The organism is Collinsella sp. CLA-JM-H32B (genome assembly GCF_040098065.1).
Lineage (GTDB): Bacteria > Actinomycetota > Coriobacteriia > Coriobacteriales > Coriobacteriaceae > Collinsella.
In genome coordinates this window covers 18,947-41,777 of sequence record NZ_JBBNNA010000003.1, presented here as the reverse complement: position 1 = coordinate 41,777, position 22,831 = coordinate 18,947, and the positions used below count along the sequence as shown (strand labels likewise).

The 22,831-nt window shown below is 61.0% G+C and carries 16 protein-coding genes and 2 tRNA genes; 12 read left to right on the top strand and 6 right to left on the bottom strand.

Annotation, left to right across the window (positions count from 1 at the left end; translation table 11 throughout):
* Positions 1 to 49 precede the first annotated feature (49 nt).
* The 7 genes from AAA138_RS03235 (at position 50) to AAA138_RS03205 (ending at position 6,288) form a co-directional block, all read left to right on the top strand.
* A complete protein-coding gene (locus AAA138_RS03235; RefSeq protein WP_349089539.1) occupies positions 50 to 982 on the top strand; it encodes a 1-phosphofructokinase family hexose kinase in 933 nt (310 codons plus the stop codon).
* 185 nt (positions 983 to 1,167) lie between these two features.
* Positions 1,168 to 2,100, top strand: a complete 933-nt coding sequence (locus tag AAA138_RS03230; protein ID WP_349089538.1) for a 1-phosphofructokinase — start codon at positions 1,168 to 1,170, stop codon at positions 2,098 to 2,100.
* A 195-nt stretch (positions 2,101 to 2,295) separates the two neighbouring features.
* The gene (locus AAA138_RS03225; protein ID WP_349089537.1) at positions 2,296 to 3,690 is read left to right on the top strand and encodes an HD domain-containing protein; all 1,395 of its coding nucleotides are present in this window, start codon (positions 2,296 to 2,298) and stop codon (positions 3,688 to 3,690) included.
* A gap of 236 nt (positions 3,691 to 3,926) precedes the next feature.
* Positions 3,927 to 4,003: transfer RNA gene (locus AAA138_RS03220), tRNA-Glu, on the top strand.
* A 22-nt stretch (positions 4,004 to 4,025) separates the two neighbouring features.
* Positions 4,026 to 4,102: transfer RNA gene (locus AAA138_RS03215), tRNA-Glu, on the top strand.
* A 151-nt stretch (positions 4,103 to 4,253) separates the two neighbouring features.
* On the top strand, positions 4,254 to 5,558 hold the full coding sequence (locus AAA138_RS03210) for a lysylphosphatidylglycerol synthase transmembrane domain-containing protein (protein WP_349089536.1): 1,305 nt from the start codon (positions 4,254 to 4,256) through the stop codon (positions 5,556 to 5,558).
* Positions 5,559 to 5,676: 118 nt separating this feature from the next.
* Positions 5,677 to 6,288 carry a TetR/AcrR family transcriptional regulator gene (locus tag AAA138_RS03205; RefSeq protein ID WP_349089534.1) on the top strand — a complete coding sequence of 204 codons (612 nt, stop codon included), beginning with the start codon at positions 5,677 to 5,679 and terminating at the stop codon, positions 6,286 to 6,288.
* Positions 6,289 to 6,391: 103 nt separating this feature from the next.
* Here the strand turns inward: AAA138_RS03205 and AAA138_RS03200 are convergent, their stop codons facing one another.
* From AAA138_RS03200 to metK, 6 genes are all read right to left on the bottom strand, one after another.
* Positions 6,392 to 7,606, bottom strand: coding sequence for an ABC transporter permease (locus tag AAA138_RS03200; RefSeq protein ID WP_349089533.1), 1,215 nt, complete (start codon positions 7,604 to 7,606; stop codon positions 6,392 to 6,394).
* Positions 7,603 to 8,376 carry an ABC transporter ATP-binding protein gene (locus AAA138_RS03195; RefSeq protein WP_349089531.1) on the bottom strand — a complete coding sequence of 258 codons (774 nt, stop codon included), beginning with the start codon at positions 8,374 to 8,376 and terminating at the stop codon, positions 7,603 to 7,605. The genes AAA138_RS03200 and AAA138_RS03195 overlap by 4 nt, the downstream gene beginning before the upstream one ends.
* Entirely contained in the window at positions 8,376 to 9,791 is a 1,416-nt protein-coding gene (locus AAA138_RS03190) for an efflux RND transporter periplasmic adaptor subunit (protein ID WP_349089530.1), read from the bottom strand. Before AAA138_RS03190 ends, AAA138_RS03195 begins: the two co-directional genes overlap by 1 nt.
* Positions 9,792 to 9,920: 129 nt before the next feature.
* Positions 9,921 to 11,648 carry a L,D-transpeptidase gene (locus AAA138_RS03185; RefSeq protein ID WP_349089529.1) on the bottom strand — a complete coding sequence of 576 codons (1,728 nt, stop codon included), beginning with the start codon at positions 11,646 to 11,648 and terminating at the stop codon, positions 9,921 to 9,923.
* 117 nt (positions 11,649 to 11,765) lie between these two features.
* The gene (gene sdaAA / locus AAA138_RS03180) at positions 11,766 to 13,373 is read right to left on the bottom strand and encodes an L-serine ammonia-lyase, iron-sulfur-dependent, subunit alpha (RefSeq protein ID WP_349089528.1); all 1,608 of its coding nucleotides are present in this window, start codon (positions 13,371 to 13,373) and stop codon (positions 11,766 to 11,768) included.
* Between the two features lie 346 nt (positions 13,374 to 13,719).
* Entirely contained in the window at positions 13,720 to 15,000 is a 1,281-nt protein-coding gene (metK, locus tag AAA138_RS03175) for a methionine adenosyltransferase (RefSeq protein WP_349089527.1), read from the bottom strand.
* Positions 15,001 to 15,266: 266 nt separating this feature from the next.
* On the opposite strand from metK, the gene gltX reads away from it, so the two are divergent.
* The 5 genes from gltX to AAA138_RS03150 all read left to right on the top strand — a co-directional run bounded on the left by gltX (position 15,267) and on the right by AAA138_RS03150 (position 22,483).
* Positions 15,267 to 16,742 carry a glutamate--tRNA ligase gene (gltX, locus tag AAA138_RS03170; RefSeq protein WP_329738008.1) on the top strand — a complete coding sequence of 492 codons (1,476 nt, stop codon included), beginning with the start codon at positions 15,267 to 15,269 and terminating at the stop codon, positions 16,740 to 16,742.
* Between the two features lie 88 nt (positions 16,743 to 16,830).
* Positions 16,831 to 19,284 carry a primosomal protein N' gene (gene priA / locus AAA138_RS03165; RefSeq protein WP_349089526.1) on the top strand — a complete coding sequence of 818 codons (2,454 nt, stop codon included), beginning with the start codon at positions 16,831 to 16,833 and terminating at the stop codon, positions 19,282 to 19,284.
* Positions 19,285 to 19,302: 18 nt separating this feature from the next.
* A complete protein-coding gene (def, locus tag AAA138_RS03160) occupies positions 19,303 to 19,839 on the top strand; it encodes a peptide deformylase (RefSeq protein WP_055250379.1) in 537 nt (178 codons plus the stop codon).
* 326 nt (positions 19,840 to 20,165) lie between these two features.
* Positions 20,166 to 21,086, top strand: a complete 921-nt coding sequence (fmt, locus tag AAA138_RS03155) for a methionyl-tRNA formyltransferase (protein WP_349089525.1) — start codon at positions 20,166 to 20,168, stop codon at positions 21,084 to 21,086.
* A complete protein-coding gene (locus AAA138_RS03150) occupies positions 21,083 to 22,483 on the top strand; it encodes a transcription antitermination factor NusB (protein WP_349089524.1) in 1,401 nt (466 codons plus the stop codon). Before fmt ends, AAA138_RS03150 begins: the two co-directional genes overlap by 4 nt.
* Positions 22,484 to 22,831: the final 348 nt, after the last annotated feature.

Below are 22,831 nucleotides of genomic sequence, written 5' to 3'. Positions count from 1 at the left end.
TTGGAATGGGCCGGCCACGCGGCCCTCACATATACAGGGGGTACTGTAAATGTTCTACACGCTAACCGCTAACCCGGCTGTCGACATGACGGTTTCGAGCTCTCCGCTCGAGCCCGACGAGAACGTCCGCACCGGCTCGGCCAGCTACACGGCTAACGGCAAGGGCCTCGACGTGTCCTTTGCCTTTAAGAAGATGGGCGTCGACACCGTCGCGCTCGGCTTCTTCGCCGGCTTCACGGGCAAGTTCATCGTCGAGGAGGTCATGAACCTGGGTTGCCTGTGCCGCCCGGTCTGGACCGACGGCATCACGCGCATCAACACCTACGTCAACGATGGCCAGCACGAGTACGGCATCCTTAACCCCGGCGCCCCGATTACGCCGGAGCACCAGAAGGAGCTCTACAACATCCTGGACACCGCGGGCGACCTTGAGTGCCTGATCGTTTCCGGCTCCGTGCCTCCCAAAGCTACGCCCGACTTCCTGACTCAGGTCATGGAGCACGCTCAGGCCCGTGGTGCTGACGTCGTCCTGGACCTGTCCTCCGACAAGCTCAAGGAGCTCGCTCACAAGAAGCCGCTGCTCATCAAGCCGAACCATCACGAGATGAAGGCCATCTTCGGTGTGCCGGTCGACACCGACGACGAGGTCCGCGTTGCCATGAAGCTCGCCCACGACGCCGGCGTCCAGAACGTGCTGCTCACTCGTGGTAGCCGCGGCGACGCCTACTTCTCCAACGGCGAGGACATCTGGTACGCCAAGCGTGAGTTCAACATCAAGCTGGTCTCTTCCGTCTGCGCTGGCGATTGCACCCTCGCTGCGTTCCTGCACAAGTGGTACAGGGATCGCGACAACGTCGAGGAGGCCATGAAGCTCGCTATGGCTACCGGCGCCAACGTTGCCGAGTCCGTGGGCATTGGCGACTTTGGTCACGTTGACGAGTACAGCAAGCGCGTTGCTGTCCGCAAGCTCGATCGCAAGTAAGCGAGACGCGACAAATTCGTGCGCATGCGGCGCCCTGACTTCGGTCTGGGCGCCGTTTTTTTCGTGGGAAAAGTGAGATGAAACTGACCTTCACCGCTTCCACACCGTTCGCCGAGTTGTTGTAGCCTTTTGCCGAAGCGTGGAATATACTTTCATTAACACGTTGCTTCGTGAAAGGAACATTCATGATTTACACGCTCACTGCAAACCCCGCTATTGACTACAACATCGCCTGCGACGGCCTTTCCGCCAATACCGTTACGCGCACCCGTAACGCGGTCTACACCCCCAACGGCAAGGGTCTCAACGTCTCTTTTACGCTCGACCACTACGGCGTCGACACCACAATCCTGGGCTTCTTCGCCGGCTTCTCGGGCGAGTTTATTGTCAAGGGCGCCGAGGCCCTGGGCGTGCCCGTCAAGCCCGTGTGGACTGACGGCATCACGCGTGTCAACGTGTTCCTCAACGCCGGTCCCGACACCGAGTACAACATGGTTAATGCCGGTGCCGCCATTAACGAGGCCAACGAGCAGGAAATGTTTGAGCTTATTGATTCGCTCGACGACATGACCTGCCTGGTTATCAGCGGCTCGCTGCCCCCCAACACCTCCGAGGGTTTCCTGGCCGAGGTCCTGCGTCGCGTCAAGGCGAAAGGCGCCGAGTTCGTGCTCGACATCTCGAGCCATCAGCTTGCCGACCTCATTGCCATGGAGCCGTTGCTCATTAAGCCCAACGACGACGAGTTGCTCGACATTTTTGGCATTAAGGTGAGCGGTGGCGATGACGAGTCCGTCAAGGGCGCGATGGCCGAGCTGCACGCCAAGGGCGCCAAGAATGTGCTGCTGACCCTCGGCGGCGCCGGTGCCTATTTCTCCAACGGCGAGCACATCTGGTTTGCCAACCGCACCTTCGACGTCAAGCTCCTGTCGACCGTCTGCGCCGGCGATTCCTCGCTTGCTGCCTTCTTGTCCGTGTGGCACGACGCCCCCGAGCGCGTCGAGGACGCCCTGCGCCTTTCGATGGCCACCGGCGCCAACGTGGTCGAGTGCCCGGGCTTGGGCGATTTTGCCAAGGTGGACGAATACAAGAAGAACATCGAAGTTCGTCAGGTCTGCTAGCCGCATCGATACATCGTTGCCGAACACCCGCTTTGGATCTCCGAGGCGGGTGTTTTTTGCGCGCTTAACGTATATGGCGTCTGCTGTCTCGTTTTATCGAATCGACGACGCGATTGCGTGTGCGCGCTTTCCCGTTTCTTGTTAGACTTCTTGAGAACCATCGATTTACGCTCGCAAGTGCAGGAGGCCTTAGGCATGTGCAATGTTTCGCTCAACGGTACGCAGCCGACCGATGCCTCCCTGCGCGTCCTACGCGCGCTTGAGGCGGCTGGTCTTGAGGCTTGGTACGTAGGCGGTTGGGTACGTGATGCCCTGATGGGGCGCCCCAGCCACGATGTGGACATGTGTTGCAGCGGCCTGTGGCAGGAGTCCAAGGCGGCGCTCGAGGCGGCTGATATTGTCGTGGTTGAGTCGGGCATTAAATTTGGCGGCATCACGGCCATTTGCGATGACGAGCGCATTGAGGTCACCACCTACCGCCTGGACGGCTTTTACACCGATGGCCGTCACCCCCAGAGTGTGGAGCGTGCGGCGTCGCTTGAGGACGATCTGGCGCGCCGCGACTTTACCGTTAACGCTATGGCCTGGCATCCCGTGCGCGGTCTTGTCGACCGCTACGATGGCCAGGGCGACCTGAAGCGCAAGCTCATCCGTGCCGTTGGAGATCCCAAGCGTCGTTTTAACGAGGACGCGCTTCGCATGCTGCGCGCGGTGCGTTTTGCCTGCCGTCTGGATTTTATGATTGAACTCGCGACCAAACAGGCGCTGGCCGAATGTGCGCCGCTGCTCGATGCCGTGGCACGCGAGCGCGTGGGTATTGAGCTCGAGGGCATCCTTTCGACCGGCCACGGGGGAGACGCCATGCTGCGCTACCCCGAGCTTGTTTGCGCCGCCGTGCCCGAGCTCACGCCCGCCCGCGGGTTTGACCAGCGCAGTGTCTATCATGCCTTTAACGTCTACGAGCATATCGCCCGCGTGCTGACGGTGGCAGGGGAGCTGGCGCTGTGCGATGGTGTTGCGCCCTCTTCGAGCCTTATGTGGGCGGCGTTTTTGCACGACGTTTCCAAGCCCGATTGCTTTACGGTCGATCACGCCGGCAGTGGACACTTCTACGGTCATCCCGAGCTCGGCGCCAAGAAGGCACGTGCCATTATGGATCGTCTGGCGCTCTCGCACGATTTGGTGCGCGATGTGTGCCTGCTGATCAAATACCATGACAAGCCTCTGCGTCCCGAGCGATCCTGTCTGCTCAATATGATGCGCGCGCTTTCGGGCGAGGGCGTCGATACGCCGCGTCTGATGGACGAGCTCATGGACCTTAAGCGTGCCGACACGCTCGGCAAGGCGCCCTCGTGCTTCTATTACGTCGAGACGATCGAGGAGATGCGCGCTCTGGCACGCGAGTTGCTGGCGGCGGGGGAGCCCTATACGCTCAAGATGCTTGCTATCAATGGTGGGGATTTGATCCGCGCCGGCGTCAAGCCCGGGCCGGAAATGGGGCAGCTGCTCAACGCCGCCCTCGACGCAGTGATCGAAGATAACATCCCCAACGAGCGCGAAGCACTCCTGGCTCATCTCAACCTGGGGTAGCCTTCTAGGGATGATTATTCTGGGACGGGGATTTAAAAATCATTAGGTACACAATGATTTTTAAATCCCCGTCCCAGAATAATCATCCTTTGGCTCCATCCCAAATTATCGACCCAGATGACCTGCGCGTTCCATAACCTGCCGACAATTTTTCGGCAATTTGGAATTTCTTCTTGCGCTCGCGTTTTTTGTCTCGTAATATATTTCCTCGCATCACGGCAGTGCAGATGTCATGTGGCCCGTTCGTCTAGCGGTTTAGGACGCCGCCCTCTCAAGGCGGAGATCACCAGTTCGAATCTGGTACGGGCTACCACTTCTTTTCTGCTGAGGCTTATGGCCCGTTCGTCTAGCGGTTTAGGACGCCGCCCTCTCAAGGCGGAGATCACCAGTTCGAATCTGGTACGGGCTACCATGAATCTGATACCCGGACTTCCCACGGAAGTTCGGGTTTTTTATTTACGAGCAAACCATCTGCAATTCCCATTTGGCCCATAGCTTTACGTTCTGCTTGTGGCCCTTGCGGGTACAATATGCAAGATATTTGGACGGTCAGAAGGAGCCTCATGAAGGAGTCCTCTCAGCATACATCTAAGCCCCAGGTCGAGGTTGAGGCCTCGGGCGGCGATGACAACAAGGGTGCACGTCGCGGTGCCATTTTTATCGGCGTCGTGCTGGTTGGCTATATCGTCTATCTGGTCGTGACCGGTCAGATGGGACAGTTCTGGGCCGCCATGTCGAGCGTCCAAGCCCCGTGGCTCGTTGCTGCATGCTTTTGCATGTTCCTGTACCTCTTCTTTGGCATCGTTGCCTATGCGATCGCTGTCTGGCTCGATCCCAATTCGCCCGTTGGCATTCGCGACCTGATTTCGGTCGAGGCGAGCGGTATCTTCTTTGGCAACCTAACGCCCATGATGATGGGCTCCACGCCTGCCCAGATTTACCGCCTGACCAAGGCAGGCCAAAACGTCGGCGAGGCCGGTGCCACGCAGTTCACGCGCTTTATCGTGTATCAGTTTGGCCTCGTTGCCTGGGGCGCCATTCTGCTGCTTGCCCGCATGCCGTTTTTCGCCGAGCGCTATGGCGACATGACGCTGCTGTGCGTCTTTAGCTTTGGCGGTCACTGCTGCATTCTGCTCGGCATCTTTGCCGTCGCGCTTATGCCCAAGACCGTCACGCGCGTCGCGCACTGCATCATCAATTGGCTCGAGCGAATGGGCGTCTCGGCCATCAAGATCGAGGGCTGGCGTACGTTTGTCGACGGCGAAATCTACTCGTTCTCCGAGAAGTTCAAGCTTTCGGCCGGTCACTTTTCGTCCATGCTGCTCACGGTGGTCATCACCATGTTGCAGCTCGCGTTTTTCTATCTCGTGCCGTATTTCCTGATGCTTGCCTTTGGGCACCACGAAGTCGACTTTTTCTCGGTCATGGCCGCGAGCGCCTTTGTTCAACTCCTGAGCTCTGCTGTTCCCCTGCCCGGTGGCACCGGCGGTGCCGAGGGCGGCTTCGCGCTGTTCCTGGGTCATTTCTTTGGATCGGCGTCGACCGCCGGTTATCTGCTGTGGCGCCTCATTACGTTTATCGCGCCGACTATTTTGGCCGCGCCCCTGCTGGGCCTTAAGAGCGCTCACAACGAGAGCATCCATGCACGCTGGGATCGCGTGATGCGCAAGCTCGGACGAACGCCTCAGACGTCCTCTAAGCCTGCAAAGCCCCATCCTGTGCATGCGGTTACCGTGGATCCTAATCAGCATGTTCAGAAGGCTTCTGGGGCCGCCAAACCGGCGCATAAGGCTTATGTGCGCCAGACGGGCGACGGTATCCGTGTGTCCCCGGCTGCTTTGAACAAAAAGAAACTCCCTAAGGCGTAACAGTTGGTCGTGCGTTCTTCATGTTGCCGGGCATTTTTGTGCCGGATGGGGGATAATCCTCTTACGTAGATTAACTCTCATCTGTTGATGAATGCCTGCATTCTGAAGGGACACGTCCATGGCCACCAGCAAACCGCGCCTCGACCGCCGCATTGTTCGCAGCCGCAATGCCATCCTGTCTGCATTTGAGCGCCTGTTGATGGATAAGCCGCTTGCCGACATTACGGTGAGTGCCATCGCGCGTGAGGCGAATGTCGACCGCAAGACCTTTTACGTACACTTCGGTACGGTTGACGGCCTGCTCGATGCCATCGCCGTTGATGTGGTGGAGATGATTGCCGACTCGGTCGAGAAAACGCTTGCTTCCATAGACGGCGACACGAACGAGCGTGCCCTCGGAGCGGCGGCAACGTTTTTTAAGACCATCAACGAGGCACTTTGCAATAACCTCGTGCTCAATCGCCAGTTGATTGAAAACATCCCGCTCGACGATTTTATGACGCGTTTGCGCGTGCCACTCGAGCATGAGATTGCCGAGCGCGACTTGCTGCCCCACGGCCTCAAGGACGAGATGTTCGACTATTATCTGGCATTTTTGCTTTCGGGCATTATCGGCATTTACCGCACGTGGGCGCTCTCCGATGGCTCGGTGCCCATCGAGCGCATCTCGGAGGTTGCTAACAATCTGACGTTGAACGGACTATCGAGTCTGGAGTCTCGTTTCGAATAGCACTAGCGCCTTATCCCCCCCTGAGTTGCGGTGAAATAGGGACTGAATAGGCCTTCTAGCGGCCTATTCAGTCCCTATTTCACCGCAACTCAGGGGGAGTGCATTACTGGTAGCGCAGGCACTCCACGGGGTCGAGTTTTGCTGCTCGGCGGGCGGGATAGAAGCCGAAGATGACGCCGATGCCGACGGAGACCGCAAAGGCCAGCAGTACCGTGGCGATCGAAAAACTCGGCGTAATGGTACCGCTGGCACCGAGCTCGCCAAGCACGCCAGAGCTCGCGGCGAACATCGCTAGACCCCAGGCAAGCAGGTAGCCAATCAAAACACCCAGCAGGCCACCGGTGACGCATAGCGCCGAGGACTCGGCCAAAAACTGTGCGGTGATATCGCGACGGCTCGCACCCAAAGCTCGACGAATACCGATCTCGCGGATGCGCTCGGTCACATTGGTGAGCATCATATTCATGATGCCGATACCGCCCACGAGCAGCGAAATGCTGGCAACGGCGCCCATGATGAGCGAAAACGCGCCCATAAAGGAATTGAGGGCGTCGATGGCACTTTTCATTGAGGTCGCCGATACGCTGTCATACTCGTCGTCGTCCGCGATGCCCTTCATGCTGCGCACCTTGGATTCAATCGTCTTGCACATCTCATCCATGTCCGTGCCCTCGGCGGCGAGCGCCGTTACGCTGGGAAACGACGGGTTCTCGTCGCCAAAAAGACCCGAGATGGTCTCGCGCGGCATGTATAGCGTGAGCGAGCCCATAGAGTCGCTGCCGCCGTCGATAACGCCGACAATCTGCACCTCGCCGTTCGACACCTTGATGGTCTTGCCGAGCGCGTCCTGCTCGTTGCCGTACAGCTGATCAGCGCCGCCACGGCTGATGAGCGCCACGCGTGCGCCAGATTGGGACTCGGCCTGGGTGTAGGTGCGTCCCGCGACAAGCTTGCTGGCGCTCACCGCGTCGAGCATGTCACTATCGACGCCCTGCGCCATGACGGTATAGCTTTTGTCACCGGCCTTGTACTCGGTATAGGCGCTGTCCACGATGCCGATCTGCTCGATCTGCGGCACCATCTTGCGAAGCTTCTCAACGTCCGATTCGGTGAGCTCTTGCGACGAATAGATCTGCACCATACGCGCTGCGTTGAGGCCCAGGCTGTTGACCAGGCTGTTTTGGATACCGCCGATAAGCGAGGTCATGGCAATGACGGAGGCGATGCCAATGACGATGCCCAGGATGGTGAGTAGGCTGCGTCCCTTGTTGGCCTCGAGGGAGTGAAGGGCTTCTTGGATGAGATCGCGCGTGCTCATGCCTTCACTCCTTTCGTCGGATTGGCGTCTGCGTAAATCATGGGCAGGTTATCAATGACGCCGCGCAGGGTCTGCGGCGCGTGCGCGATGTACGCGCCGTCGTGAATCCGGCCGTCGCGAATGGTTACGGCACGGTCGGCCTCGGCGGCGATACCGGGATCATGCGTGATGAGCACGATGGTCTTGCCGCGTTCCTGAAGTTTGTGGAAGGTTTCCATCACGAGTGCTCCGGTGGCGGAGTCCAGGTTTCCCGTCGGCTCATCCGCCAGGATGATGGGCGGGTCGTTGACGAGGGAGCGCGCGATGGCAACTCTCTGCATCTGCCCGCCCGAGAGCTCGGAGATGCGGTGGTCCCAGTGGTCGACCGGCAGCGTGACGGCTTGCAGCGCATGGACGGCGCGCATCTCACGCTGAGCCCGCGGCACGTTGGTGTACGAAAGCGGCAGCATGACGTTTTCGATGACCGATAGGCGCGGCAGTAGGTTAATGCTCTGAAAGACAAAGCCGATGCTCAGGGCTCGGACTTCGGTGAGCTCGTCATCGTCGAGCTCCGCCACGTTGAGGCCCTGCAGGTAATAATCGCCTGCCGTCGGCTTGTCCAGGCAGCCCAGGATGTTCATGAGCGTTGACTTGCCCGAGCCCGATGGGCCGGTAATGGCCACGAATTCGCCGGGATTCACTGCCAGGTTCACGTTGTGCAGGATATGGGCGCAGCCGGCCTCGCTCTCAAAAATGCGATGCACGTTGCGGATGTCGATGACGGGACGCATTACATGCCCTCATCGGCAGACATGCTGCCAGAGTCGCCGCCGTCGGCCGTCATGCCTTCGCCAGTGTCCACGATAAGGGTGTCGCCGTCGCGCAGCTTGGTGACCGGCACGTCCGCGTTGATCTCGTTGCCCTGGTCGTCGCGCTTGACCTGCGTTTTGCCGACCACGGCGTCGTTATCGTTTTGCGTCACGACGGTCACCTTGACGCGTCGGGTCTGTTTGCTTTCGCCGTCGGTTGCCACGTTGACGTAATAATGCTCGCCATCCTCGGTCATGAGCGCCATAGTCGGTACCATCACCACATCGTCGAGCTGTTCGGTTACCACCGAGACCTCGGCGGTCATGCCCGGCTTGAGGCGCGCGTCGGGCGCATCAATCAAAATATCGACGTTAAAGGTCACGCTGCCGCCGCCGTTAGCGTCGGAGTTTGCCACCGAAGCGATTGTCGTGACCGTTCCCTGGCTCACGATATCGGGAAAGGCCGGATAGGTAACGTTGGCGCTCTGGCCCACGGCGATCTTGGCGATATCCTTTTCACCCACCTGAACGGTGACCTTCATCTTGGAGAGGTCGGCGATCTGCATGCACTGCTTGCCGCCGCTCGTATCGCCTTCGCCCATAATCATGCCGCCCGTCACCGTGGCGCCGACCTTGGCGTTGAGCTCTACGATGCTGCCCGAGCTGGGCGCGGTCACGGTGCGCTCGGCAGCTTTGGCGTTGGCTTGGTCCAGGTTCGCCTGGGCCGAGGCCAGGTTGCGTTGGGCGCTCGAGACGGCACTCGTGTCGGCGGTGCCGCTGACGCCACTCGCGCCTGCCGCATCTGTGTCAGTCGCCGGAGCGGCTTGGGCGGCAGCTACCGCTTTCTGTGCGTTGGCGAGGTCTTCCTGTGCCGCTGCCACCGCACGCTGCGCCTCGGCAACGTTTCGATCGAGCTCGTCGTTTTTAATGGTCATGAGCACGTCGCCCTCGTTGACGGACTGGCCGGCCTGCACGTTGATCGATGCCACCGTGCCGTCGACAGAAGGGGAGACCACCGAAGCCGAGATGGGCTTGAGCTGGCCCTTAGCCTCGACGGTGGTCGTAAACGTGCCTTCGGTGACCATGTCGGTAACCGGACCGTCGGTACCTGCAGGCCGTGCGTTGATGACTAAGGTTACGACTACGGCGATGAGCACAATGGCGGCCACGACGCCGGCCGCAATGCCGCGTCGGATGAGTTTTTTGCGTCGACGCTCGGCACGCTTCGCCTTGAGCTTGGCATAGGCCTCTTCGTCAGAAATCTCGGTTGCATCGCTTGTGCTGCCGTTTTGCTGTGTGGCGTGCACGGTTGTTATGAGGGGAAGCGTTTCGGTGGCACCCTCGGGCGCTCGCTCGGTATCATTCGGTCCCGGGGTGATGGTGGGGACATTCGACATGGCGTCTCCTTTATAGAAAGTTCTTCGATAAGTATATGCGCCCGTCGCGAGAGGCGGGCGCATATGGCGGTATCTTTCGGAACTGTTAGATTGGAGCGTCAGTTCCCCGTTGTGTCAAGGCGTGTTTCCCTACGAGTGCACGACCACGCACAGACCGACGCTGATGCAGTCGTGGAGCGCCTTGGCATCGGCCAGGCGCAGGTTGATGCAGCCGTGGCTTCCGCACCATTTGTACGATTCGGCACTATCGAAACTCGAATCGTTTTGCCAGGTAGCGTCGTGGAAGCCGACCATATTGCCCTCGAACGGCATCCAGTAGCTGACCGGGCTCTCGTATTTGGGCTTTCCGGTCGCGGGGTCTTTGGCACCGATGAGCTTGCTCGCGCCGTCATTGCTGTTGATCTGCCACACGCCCTCGGGGGTGGCGTCTTCGCCCGGTTTGCCGGAAATAAAGTTGGCCTCCCATACGATATTGCCGTTCTCGTCGTAGTAGCGCGCGTGCTGCTCGGACAGGTCGACGTCGATATAGGCCTTCCAATCGGGCTCGCCCTTGGCGGTAAACGTGTCGGCCTTCTTGGAGTACGAAATCTCGATATCGCCGGTCTGCTTGTTATTGATGGCGTCCTCGACCTGCTTGGCGAGCGTGTCGCTGTCGATGGACCAGCCAAAGTCGCCGCCCTCGACAGCGCACTCCTTGCCGTCGGCGCGCGTCCACCAGCGGGTGGTGCCCACGGTGTTAAAGCCGTTGGCGAGCTCGGCGGCCCAGCTGCTGATCTGCGATGTATCGAGCGTGGGGTTGGCCGGATCGGCAAAGCTGATCCACTGCAGCACCGAACTGCCGTCCACCTTACCGGCATCATTGCCGTTGAGCTTAAGGGTCACGTTGACGCCCAGGAAGTTGTTGGCGGCATCGCATGCAGCCTGAATCTGGTCGTTGGTGAGGGTGCCGTTGAGCGGTTCGTAGGCGTCGTTGCCAATCTTGGTGATATCGACATTCTCGGCGAGCGACGCGAGCTCGATCTCGGCATATTTGATGACATGTTCGCGGTTGATCTTCTCGTTGGAACGGGCCTTCTCAACGGTGAACTTGCCGGCCTTCTCGTCATAGGAGCTGGCGGCCTCGAAGGTGCCCGAACGGCCCTCGTTGAACTCGTCGATGGCGCTGCCCAGATCCTCCTCAAACTGCTTTTGGTCAAAGGCATCGGAGAGCATGGACAAGTCGACGTCCTGGTCCAAGTCGACCGAGGCTTTCTTGGTGGCGCTATCGGTTTTGCCGCCGAGTGACGCGATGAGGCGCGATGGCCACAGCAGCGGCTCGTTTTTGCTGATAATCTCGTGGGCGGCTTCCTCGCCATCGACGATGGGCTCGTCGGACTCGGGCTGGTAGGTCCAGCTAAAGTTGTCGTCCGAAACGGTGAGCTTGTAGTGCTTCCATGCCGAGTTGACCTTGGTGGCTGCCGAAGATGCGTTAGAGAGCGAGATGTCGACGCCGGCGATGGTAGTGTTGGGGTAAGCGACCTGCGAGAACGCCACGACGCCTACGATGTAGACGATCGCGACGAGGCCGAGGACGACAAAGAGGGCCGTCTTTCCGCCCGGCTTGCTGCTTTTGTTGTTTCGCTTGTCCGCGGGCCCGCGATTGTTTGCCGTGCGAGCGTGCGAAGGGCCCTGCTTGGGGGCGGCACCATGTGCGGGATGCTGCTGGTATTGACGCTGATTCGGGCGCTGAGAGGCATTGGCCGGTCCGTGTTGTTGGGTGTGAGCCGGCGCGATGGGGCGCGGCGATTGGACGCCGCCCGTATGCCTACTGGGCTGTTGCGGATCGGGAATCATGCTGCTGCGGTCGATTTGCGACATCGTATATATTTCCTTCGAGTTTCGCCTTGCGGCTCATCGTGTTTTAACTGGGCTTGCATTATAGCGATTAGCCTGTTGTTTGTGGTTCGGAAACAGTATCAGTTTGGAGAAGTCTGCCTATCCGCATATGCCGCATTTGGCGCAGGCAGAAAGCGCGGCCGGGGCTTGAGCGATGCCACCCTTGGCCGTCTCTCGCAGGGTTGCCGGCAGGGCATGGCCCACCGAGAGCATCACATGCGCCATCTGGTCAAACGGCACCAGGCTTTTGATGCCGGCGAGCGCGAGCTGGGCCGAGCTGAAGGCCGCGGCCACGCCGATGGCATTGCGGTTTTGGCACGGCACCTCGACCAGTCCGCCCACGGGGTCGCAAACGAGGCCTAGCAGATTGCTCAGCGCGATGGAGCTGGCGTCGAGCGCCTGTTCGGGGGTGCCGCCGAGCATCTGCACCAGCGCGGCGGCGGCCATGGCGGCGGCGCTTCCTACCTCGGCCTGGCAGCCGCCCTCGGCGCCGGCGACGCAGGCGCTCGTGGTGAGGTTGAGGCCGATGGCGGCGGCGCAGTAGAGGGCGTCCATGACCTGCTCGTCATTGAGCTGCAGGTGGTCGGCCAGGGCCAGCACGCAGCCGGGCACGACGCCCGCGGAGCCTGCCGTGGGGGCCGCGACGATCACGCCCATAGTGGCGGAGCGCTCAAGTACGGCCATGGCACGTGCCACGGCTTCGGTCTGTACGGCGCCCATTAAACTGGAGCTAAGGTCGTTGCGGCCGGTGGCATCGACGAGCTTAGCCTCGCCGCCGATAAGCCCGCCGAGCGAGCGCTGCGGATTGGCGATGGGGGCCGTGGTCTCCTCGCGCATGACGTCGAGCACGCGGCGCATGGCGGCGACGGCGTGCGCCTCGCCGGTAAGGCGCCCCTCGCGCACGGCCATGACGGCGCCGATGCTGAGTCCCAGCTCCTCGCACGCGTCGAGCAGTTGCTCGCCGTCGTCGAAGATCTCCTTGGCCGAGACGCCGGGGGAGAGCGATGACGCCGAGCCGGGGAGCTCAATAAAGGTGGCGTAGCCGACGTTGTCGAGTTTGCGCACCATGGGGATGACGGTGTCATCGGGTGCGCCGTCGGTCTCAAAGACGGAGTAGGCCTGGCCGCCCACCTCGGTGCGGTAGGTACGGCAGAAGGCGATATTCACGTGCGCGTAGGCGAGCAGATTCGTGAGTGCGGCGAGTACGCCGGGGACGTCCTGATGCGCCACGAAGAGCGTGGAATACATGCCCGAGATGTCGACGCCGACGCCGTTGATGCGGCTGATGCGCATCTTGCCACCGCCCAGGCTCTCACCGCGGACCTGCGCCGTAGCGCCCGTGTCGTCGACCATCTCGATATCGACGGTGTTGGGGTGGATGGAGGCATCGTCGCCCTTGATGTCAAAGTGATAATCGAGGCCCTGCTCGCGCGCGAGGTCGAAGGCCTGCTTGATATTCTCGTCGTCGGTGTCGAGGCCCAGGATGCCCGCGACGAGCGCGCGGTCGGTGCCGTGGCCGCGGTAGGTGTGGGCGAAGGAGTTCCACAGGCCAAAGGTAACCTTGGTGATGCGGCCCTCGAGAAGGCTGGCGGCCACCTGTGCGCAACGCAGGGCGCCGGCGGTGTGCGATGAGCTGGGGCCGACCATGACGGGCCCCAAGATCTCGAATGCCGAGGTCGTAGCTAATGTTTGCGGCTTGCCTGCCATGGCTGCTCCTTTGCCTTGTCTCGTCGTCCCGAGGGGCGGGGCATACTCTGTCTCGCCGTTCCGAGGGCTTTAGTATTTGGTCGCCTGCTCGGACAGTCCTGCTCGCACGGAGGCCACATTAAGTGGCCTCCGGCTCGTGCGGAACTCGCGATCGACCAAATACTAAAGCCCTCGGAACTTAGGATACATGGTAGAGGCACGCTTGCTGCAAAATTTATCGGCCTGTGACCTATTCCATTTCCCAGGTCGACTCATCTTCACCACCGTTTAAATAAAAAAGAAGTACCGGTTGGAGCCGGTACTTCTTTTGGTGCGTTGTTATTTGACTGTAGCTTTTCTCGTTAGCTTACAGGCCGCAGGCTGCCCGGAGTTCTTCGACTCGATCGGTGTTTTCCCAGGTGAAGTCGGCGTCTTCGCGGCCGAAGTGGCCGTAGGCTGCCGTCTTCTCGTAGATCGGTCGACGCAGGTCCAGGTCGCGGATGATTGCGCCCGGGCGCAGGTCGAAGGTCTTCTCGACGGCCTCGACGATCTTGTCCTCGGCAACATGCGCGGTACCGAAGGTGTCGACCATGATCGACAGCGGCTTGGACACGCCGATGGCGTAGGCCAGCTCGACCTCGCAGCGGTCGGCCAGGCCGGCGGCCACCACGTTCTTGGCGACCCAGCGCGCGGCATATGCGGCGGAGCGGTCGACCTTGGTGCAGTCCTTGCCGCTAAAGGCGCCGCCGCCGTGACGGCCGTAACCGCCGTAGGTGTCGACGATGATCTTGCGGCCGGTGAGGCCCGTGTCGCCCATGGGGCCGCCCACGACAAAGCGACCGGTGGGGTTCACATAGATGTCGGCGTTGTCCCACGGCATGTTCTCGGCAGCCATGACGGGGGCGATGACGTGCTCGATGAGGTCGTCCTTGATCGTGCCCATGTCCTCGATCTCGGCGGCGTGCTGCGTGGAGATGACGATGGTCGTGACTTCGACGGGCTTGCCGTCCTCGTAGCGCACCGTGACCTGGGTCTTGCCGTCGGGACGCAGGTAGGGCAGGGTGCCGTCGTGGCGCACGGCGGCCAGGCGCTCGGCCAGACGGCTCGCCAGGTAGTGCGGCATGGGCATGAGGGTCTTGGTCTCGTTGGAGGCATAGCCAAACATCATGCCCTGGTCGCCGGCACCGATCAGGTCGATCGGGTCGGTGGTGACGCCGGTCTGGGTCTCGAAGGACTCGTCGACGCCCTGGGCGATATCGGGCGACTGCTCGTGGATGAGGCTCATAACGCCGCAGGTATCGCAGTCAAAACCGAACTTTGCGCGGTTGTAGCCAATGCGGCGGATAACGCCACGGGCAATCTCCTGCACGTCGACGTAGGCCTGGGTGCGGATCTCGCCGGCAACGATGACGGTGCCGGTGGTCACGAGGGTCTCACAGGCGCAGCGGACGTTCTCAACGTTGGCGGGCACGCCGTTGGGCGCAATGTAGCCCTGCTCCTGAAGCTCTATTTCTTTAGCGAGGATTGCGTCGAGGACGGCGTCGCTGATCTGGTCAGCGATCTTATCGGGATGACCTTCGGTCACCGACTCCGACGTAAATACAAAGGACCCGTGTTGGGGTGGGATGGAACGAAGTTCTTCTGACATGATCGTCCTTTCAAAAACGTGTCCCGGCGACCGTTACCATTCCGCCGAGCTCTATATGCAAGGGCACATCATAGCGCGTAAATGCAACATTCACACCCTTTCCGCACCTACTCATTGGGGACAGACTTAAATGACCAGCCAGGTGCTCATTGGGTAGTCATTTAAGTCTGTCCCCAATGAGTGGGTCGGTGCCCTTTGTGCGGAGGTCGCTTTGTTGCTTTATACTTATGCAGTTATACATCCATCCTGCAATCGAGGAGATATCCATGGCATCAGACGTTCGCGTCCGCTTTGCACCCTCACCGACGGGCAAGCTGCACATCGGCGGCGCCCGCACCGCTATCTATAACTGGGCTTTCGCCCGTGCAAACGGCGGCACGTTCATCCTGCGCATCGACGACACCGACCCCACCCGTTCCACTGACGAGAACACGCAGATCATCCTGCGCGCCATGCGTTGGCTGGGCCTGGACTGGGACGAGGGTCCCGAGGTGGGCGGCGACTATGGTCCCTACGCACAGACCGAGCGCCTGGACCTGTACAAGCAGGCCGCCCAGAAGCTCTGGGACGAGGGCAAGGCCTATCCCTGCTTCTGCACCAAGGAGCAGCTCGACGCCGACCGCAAGGCCGCCCAGGAGCGCAAGGACCCCTTCCAGGGCTATCAGCGCCGCTGCCGCGATCTTGATCCCGAGGAGGCACGCCGCCGCATCGAGGCCGGCGAGTCCTACGTCCTGCGCATCAAGGTGCCCGAGGACCGCGGCGACGTCGTCATCCACGACGCCGTCCACGGCGAGGTGACCTTCGACGCCAAGGAGCTCGACGACTTCGTCATCTTCCGCTCCGACGGCACGCCCACGTATAACTTCGCGACCGTCGTCGACGACGCCATGATGAAGATTACCCACGTCATCCGCGGCGACGACCACCTGTCCAATACCCCGCGCCAGGTCATGGTCTACGAGGCCCTCGGCGCGCCCGTGCCCACGTTCGCCCACATCTCCATGATTCTGGGCGCCGACGGCAAGAAGCTCTCCAAACGCCACGGCGCCACCTCGGTGGAGGAGTATCGCGACGCCGGCTACCTGTCCGACGCCTTTGTCAACTACCTGGCGCTGCTCGGCTGGTCGCTCGACGGCGAGACCACGATTATCCCGCGCGATGTCCTGGCCAGCAAGTTCTCGCTCGACCGCATCTCCAAGAACCCGGCGACTTTCGACCCCAAGAAGCTCGACTGGGTCAATGCCGAGTACATCAACGGCATGTCCGATGCTCAGTTTGCCGACGAGATCATGGTCCCCGAGCTGCACGAGGCGGGTCTCATCGAGGGCAATGTCGAGTACGGCGAGGACTGGATCGACGCGCTTGCCGCCATCGTCAAGCCGCGCACCAAGATGCCGGCCGACGCCGTGACCGTTGCCGCTCCCATCTTTGCCACGGCCGAGACGCTCGAGTATGACGAGAAGTCCGTCAACAAGGGCCTGGCCAAGGAAGGCATGGGCGCCATTCTGGATGCCGCCAAGGCCGCGCTCGAGGGCGTGGACGAGTGGACGGCTGCCAACATCGACGCCGCGCTTGAGCCGCTGCCCGAGCAGATGGACCTCAAGAAGCGCGTGGTGTTCCAGGCTGTGCGCGTCGCCGTCTGCGGCAACATGGTGAGCCCCCCGCTGGGCGAGACCATGGCGCTCGTCGGCCGCGACGACTGCCTTGCGCGCATCGACCGCGCCCGCACGATGGCACTGTAGCAGCTGCGTAAACGCATGTATCCGAGCCCCGTTCACCCCGAGCGGGGCTCTTGTTTCTGTAGACGTATGGGAAGGAGGTGCTGGGGCCATGGCCGAGCAACTTTCGCTGTTTGGTTCGCCAGAACCTAAGGAAGCTCCGAAGTCTGCGGCCCCTGCCGCCGCCCCGGCGCAGCCCGAGCCCGCGCCCGAACCCATCGCCGCCTATGCGAACGTAGTCCTTGACATCCCGACCCGTGCACTCTCCGAGCCATTCGCCTACGGCATTCCGCAGTCACTCGCCAACGATGCCCAGATCGGCTCCACCGTCCTAGTCCATTTTGGCAACCGTGCGGCCGCGGGCTACATCGTCGACATCGCGCCCGAGCTGGCCGACCTGCAAGGTAACGACGTCCTCGATCCCGCGCGCATCAAGCCTATCGAGGCCATCCTCAGCAAGCCGCTCTTTACCGCCGAAGCCGCACGCATTGCGCGCTGGATGAGCCGCGAGTACGTCGCAACGCTTTCCGAGTGCTTGCGCCTGTTCTTACCCCCGGGTGGAAGCCCGCGCGTGGTCAAGGGCGACGACGGCGTGTGGACCGTTGAGCGCCCCGCCGTCAAACCCATTCAAAACCGCTGGGTCATGCTCACGCCCGAGGGTTTTGACTACACGCCGCCCAAGACCGCGGTCCGTCAGCGTCAGCTCATCGAGGCGCTCCAATGCGGCCCGGTCACGACGCGCGACCTCAACCTGCTCTACAACAGCATGTCGGCGACCATTAAGGCGCTCGAAAAACGCGGCGTAGTGGTGGTGGAAGAGCGCCGCGCTTGGCGTGGCTGCGGCGAGCAGACCACGCTGTCCTCGGCGAGCGGCAAGGCCCCGGTGGCACTTACCAACGGTCAACGACAGGCCCTCGCGCAGATTGAGCGCGCACGCTTGGACGCTCACGGTGATGTGGTACTGGTCGATGGCGTTACCGGTTCCGGCAAAACCGAGGTCTACCTCTCGGCGATTGAGCGCGTGCTGGCGGCCGGACGTTCGGCCTGCGTGCTCGTGCCCGAGATCTCGCTGACGGCCCAGACCGTCGGCCGCTTCCGCTCGCGCTTTGGCGAGACGGTCGCTGTGTTCCATTCGCGCCTTTCTGCTGGCGAACGTCTGGACCAATGGGATATGGTCGCCAGTGGTGCTGCGCGCGTGGTCGTGGGCGCCCGATCGGCGCTCTTTTGCCCGCTCAGCGACTTGGGCCTTATCATCATCGACGAGGAGCACGAGACCAGCTACAAGCAGGGCTCCAGTCCGCGCTACCATGCGCGCGAGGTAGCTGCCGAGATGGCGCGCCGCTATCGGTGTCCGCTCGTACTGGGCTCCGCCACGCCCTCGGCCGAGGCCCTCGACCGCTGCCGCCGCGGCACGTACAGCGGCGTCACCTGGACGCGCGTCGAGATGCCTGAGCGCCCGGGGCACGCGGTCCTGCCCACGGTACGCATTGCCGACCTGCGCCGCGAGTTCGCACACGGCAGCCGCTCCATGTTCTCTAAACCGCTGATGGAAGGCCTCGAGCGCGTCGTCGAGCGCCGTGAGAAGGCCGTGCTGCTGCACAACCGCCGCGGCTTTGCGCCGTTCCTTATGTGCCGCGAATGCGGCTGCGTGCCCACCTGCAACCACTGCTCCACCGCGCTCACGTACCACGAGCGCACGCACACGCTGCAGTGCCACACCTGCGGATCGTCCTGGCGCGTGCAGCCGTATCCCGCGCCCACGAGTCGCTGCCCCAAGTGCGGCAGCCGCTACCTGGCAAAAATGGGGCTGGGTACGCAGCAGATCGAGGACGCGCTGCACCAGATGCTGCCCGACGACGTCGCTATCATTCGCATGGATGCCGATTCCACGCGCGGCAAGGACGCGCACAAAAAGCTGCTCGAGCAGTTCGATGCCGCCGATTGCGCGGTGCTGCTGGGTACCCAGATGATCGCCAAGGGCCTCGACTTTCCTGAGGTCACGCTCGTGGGCGTGGTCAATGCCGACTTTGCATTAAAGCTGCCCGATTTTAGAGCGGGGGAGCGCGCTTACGATTTGCTGGAGCAGGTCGCCGGCCGCGCCGGCCGCGGCGATCGCCCCGGCGAGGTCATTATCCAGACCTATCTGCCCGAGGACCCGGTCATTCGCGCCGTCGCCGAGCACGACCGTTCAATCTTTACCGACTACGACCTGGAACAGCGTCGCGACGCTCTGTATCCGCCGTTCGTGCGCCTGGCCAACATTTTGGTATGGTCGGCGAATGCGGATGACGCGCGGGACTACATCGGTCGCATCGCGAAGCTCCTCAAGCGTCGCTGGCATGCCGCCGCGCCCGACTTTTTGCGGGCGGGCAGCGCCGTGCCCCAGGTGCTTGGTCCGGCTTCGTGTGTAATCGAGAGAGCCAAGGACCGTTACCGCTTCCATCTGCTTGTAAAGTCGCCGGTAGGGTACCATGTCTCTGATGATATCGACGCCTGCCTCAAAGAGGTGGGCTCCGTGCGCGGCGTGAGCGTGAGCGTTGACGTCGACGCCTATGATTTGATGTAACAACCCGAAAGGATGGCCATGGAAGCCAACGGAATCGTACTGTCGCCCGACCCTCGTCTGCGCCAGGAGTGCGCCGTCATCGAGGAGATCACCCCGGCGATCGAGGCGCTTGCCGAGAAGATGAAGAAGATGATGTTCGACAACGGCGGTTGCGGCCTGGCTGCCCCGCAGATCGGTGAGCTCATTCAACTTGTCACCATCGACTGCGATTACAGTGACAAGAATGACTATGACCCGTACGTGCTCATCAATCCTGTCATTGTCGAGCAGAGTGACCATCTGGTGCCGTTTAGCGAGGGCTGCCTTTCCATTCCTGGCATTAGCTGTGAGATTGAGCGTCCCGATCACGTTGTCGTCGAGGCGTATGACTTGGACGCCAACCTGATCCGCTATGAGGCCACGGGCGACCTGTTCTGCGTGTGCCTGCAGCACGAGATCGATCACCTGCACGGCAATACCATGTTCGAGCGACTCAAGCCGATGCAGCGGATTAAGGCCGTCAAGGAGTACCAGGACGCCCTGGCCCGCGGCGCTCGACCGGGCGAGACGGAGTAGGTCCCACCGTCCCGGTGCTGAGCGCCCACATATCATCCCGTGCTCAAACATTCTCGCTGCGCTGCGAAACTGCGCGCGGGACGATATGTGGGCGCTCAGCACCGGGGACTGCGTTGTTCTGGCTCGGTTCGCCCGGGTGCCGTCGGGCCAGGGAGGGGCGTCTTCGCTGATAGGTGCTTTACTGAAAGAGCTGCTTTTATTGCGGCTCTTTCTTTGGTTTTGGGTATATTTGTTCTTGTTGAATTGTTATTGCGGATGGGCTTGGTACTTGGCTTTCCGCTGTTATTTGTAGCCGTCTCGGCTTTGGTTGAGGGGAGACGTTCTTTATGCGTATTGTGTTTATGGGTACGCCTGATTTTGCTGTGCCTTCGTTGACTTCGCTTGTTGAGGCTGGGAATGAGATTGCGCTTGTTATTACTCGCCCTGATGCTGTTCGTGGGCGTGGTAAGAAGCTTGAGCCGTCTCCTGTTAAGGCTAAGGCGCTTGAGCTGGGGTTGCCGGTTGTTGAGGCCAATCGTATGACGCCTGAGGTTGTTGAGGCGCTCAAGGCTGCGGATGCCGAAATTTTCTGTGTAGCTGCCTATGGCTGTATTTTACCTGATGAGGTGCTGCATATGGCACCGCTTGGTATTGTGAATGTCCATGCTTCGCTGCTGCCTCGTTGGCGTGGTGCTGCTCCCATTCAGCGGGCCATTCTTGCTGGTGATGAGGTTGCCGGTGTTTCCATTATGCGCATTGGGCATGGCGTGGATACGGGCGCTTATTGCGCGCAGGCCTCGACGTCGGTTTCCGGTAAGCATGCCGAGGCGCTCACGATGGAGCTTGGCGAGCTGGGCGGCAAACTGCTTGCCGATACGCTTCCCTCGCTTGCCGATGGCTCGGCTGTTTGGACTGAGCAGGATGAGTCGCTCGTCACTCATGCTGCCAAGATTTCCAAGCAGGAGATGCGTCTGGATCCGCAGATGGCGGCGCTCGATTGCGTGCGTCATGTGCTCGCTTCGTCCGACACCGCGCCCGCTCGTTGTGTGATCGCTGGCAAGACGGTTCGCGTGCTCGATGCCGCGCCGGCTGATGTGTCGCTTGGCGAGGGTACTGTTGCCGTCAAGAGCAAGCGTGTTTACCTGGGCCTTTCCGATGGCGCGGTTGAACTGCTTGAGGTTAAGCCCGATGGCAAGCGTGCCATGACTGCTTCTGCCTGGGCTGCCGGCCTGCAGGGTGCCGATCTGACGTGGGGTGTTTTGTCATGAGCAAGCTTTCTCCCGCGCGCAAGCTTGCGCTCGATGTGTTGATGGAGGCCGATCGCCGCGGTATGTATGCGCGCGACGTGCTCTCGTCCCGCGCTTCCGCCAAGGCCATTGACCAGCGCGATTCCGCTTTTGCCGCTCGTTTGGCGCTCGGTGTTGCCGCCACGCAGGGTATTTTGGATGAGTTGCTCGATCAGTTTTTGGATAAGCCCAAAAAGGTCGCGCCGCGCGTTCGCATGGCGCTTCGCATCTCGGCCTTCGAGATGCTCTATCTGCATACGCCGGGCCGCGTTGCCGTGAGCCAGGGTGTTGAGCTGGTGCGCAGCGGTGCTAAGTCTGCCGTGGGCCTGGCTAACGCGGTGCTGCACAAGGTTGCGGACAACGTGGAGGATTTTGCTACGGCATCTGACGTGGATGAGTCCGAGCGCCGTTTGGTTCGCCTTTCGCGTTTGATGGGTCTTCCTCGTTGGCTGTGCGCTCGTATTATGGCCTCGTTCGATACGCCCGAGGGCGCGCTGAACTTTGCCGGTAATCTGGCTCCCGCGCCGCTTGCACTGCACGAGAATGCGTTTGCGACCAAGGCTGACCCGTATATCTCGCAGCTCGTTGCGCCTGTCTTTCCGGGCTGCCATGCTCCGGTCGATGCTCAGGTTACGGTTGCTTCGGGCGTTTTTGAGCGCGCTGCCGCGGTTGCCTCGGACCTCAACGCTCAGCTTATCGCTACTGCCGCTACACGTCCCGGTCGTTGCCTGGAGATTGGAGCCGGTCGCGGCACCAAGACCTATGTGATGATGTGCCAGGCCAAGCGTGCCGGGTACGAGCGTCAGCATACCGCGCTCGATCTGCACGATCGCAAGTGCGATCAGAATCTCGCGCGCCTGCATAAGGCGGGTATAACGGGTGTTCGTACGGTGTCGGGCGATGCCTGCGACCTCAATGAGGTGCTCACGTCCTTTGACGCGATTCTTGGCGAGCCCGCCCTGTTCGACACGGTGTTTATCGATGCGCCGTGCTCTGGCACCGGCACCATGCGCCGTCATCCCGAGATACCGTGGCGTCTGACCGAAAACGACGTTACGACTGAGCTGCCCAAGCTACAGCTGACGATGCTCAAGGAAGCAGCCGCGCGCGTTGCTGCCGGCGGTGAGCTTATCTATGCCACCTGCTCGGTTTTTGATGAAGAGAACACGCAGGTCGTGGATGCCTTCCTGGCCTCTTCCGAGGGCGCCGGCTTTATCGTGGCACCGCTCTCCGAAGCCCAGATTCTGCAGCTCCCCGAGTACGACCACGCCAAGAGCCTCGTCACTCTCCGCCAAAACCCTCGAGGCCTCTTCCAAAGTGTCCCCGTAAACGCCGACTCCTACGACGGTCACTTCTGCGCCCGCCTGGTCCACAAGTAACTACTAAGTTGCGGTGAAATAGGGATTGAATAGCGGCATCTACCCGCCAAATAGTCCTTATTTCACCGCAACTCAGAAGGTCGTGCGAGTGGAGATCGCAATAGCGGTAAAGAATGGAAGGATAGCCCTGTCTCAAACTTGCTGTTATCAAAAGTAGGGCGGATTACGGGGCTAGATTGGTGATGCCCGACCATATCAAAAATGGTCTAAATTAAACCGCAGGTAGATGGCTTGTTGAAATTTGCAAATTACCGGAATGGATAGAGGCTGTCAATTCAGCCCCGTAATCCGGCAGAGTTTTGAAATGTTACAAACTTAGCATCAGCCTGAAATCCGATCTAAAGAAAA

Coding starts and splice junctions, on each gene's coding strand:
- gltX (WP_329738008.1), top strand. CDS start 15,267: ATGGCATCAGACGTTCGCGTCCGCTTTGCACCCTCACCGACGGGCAAG.
- AAA138_RS03150 (WP_349089524.1), top strand. CDS start 21,083: ATGAGCAAGCTTTCTCCCGCGCGCAAGCTTGCGCTCGATGTGTTGATG.
- def (WP_055250379.1), top strand. CDS start 19,303: ATGGAAGCCAACGGAATCGTACTGTCGCCCGACCCTCGTCTGCGCCAG.
- AAA138_RS03225 (WP_349089537.1), top strand. CDS start 2,296: ATGTGCAATGTTTCGCTCAACGGTACGCAGCCGACCGATGCCTCCCTG.
- metK (WP_349089527.1), bottom strand. CDS start 15,000: ATGTCAGAAGAACTTCGTTCCATCCCACCCCAACACGGGTCCTTTGTA.
- AAA138_RS03210 (WP_349089536.1), top strand. CDS start 4,254: ATGAAGGAGTCCTCTCAGCATACATCTAAGCCCCAGGTCGAGGTTGAG.
- sdaAA (WP_349089528.1), bottom strand. CDS start 13,373: ATGGCAGGCAAGCCGCAAACATTAGCTACGACCTCGGCATTCGAGATC.
- priA (WP_349089526.1), top strand. CDS start 16,831: ATGGCCGAGCAACTTTCGCTGTTTGGTTCGCCAGAACCTAAGGAAGCT.
- fmt (WP_349089525.1), top strand. CDS start 20,166: ATGCGTATTGTGTTTATGGGTACGCCTGATTTTGCTGTGCCTTCGTTG.
- AAA138_RS03235 (WP_349089539.1), top strand. CDS start 50: ATGTTCTACACGCTAACCGCTAACCCGGCTGTCGACATGACGGTTTCG.
- AAA138_RS03185 (WP_349089529.1), bottom strand. CDS start 11,648: ATGTCGCAAATCGACCGCAGCAGCATGATTCCCGATCCGCAACAGCCC.
- AAA138_RS03195 (WP_349089531.1), bottom strand. CDS start 8,376: ATGCGTCCCGTCATCGACATCCGCAACGTGCATCGCATTTTTGAGAGC.
- AAA138_RS03190 (WP_349089530.1), bottom strand. CDS start 9,791: ATGTCGAATGTCCCCACCATCACCCCGGGACCGAATGATACCGAGCGA.
- AAA138_RS03200 (WP_349089533.1), bottom strand. CDS start 7,606: ATGAGCACGCGCGATCTCATCCAAGAAGCCCTTCACTCCCTCGAGGCC.
- AAA138_RS03230 (WP_349089538.1), top strand. CDS start 1,168: ATGATTTACACGCTCACTGCAAACCCCGCTATTGACTACAACATCGCC.
- AAA138_RS03205 (WP_349089534.1), top strand. CDS start 5,677: ATGGCCACCAGCAAACCGCGCCTCGACCGCCGCATTGTTCGCAGCCGC.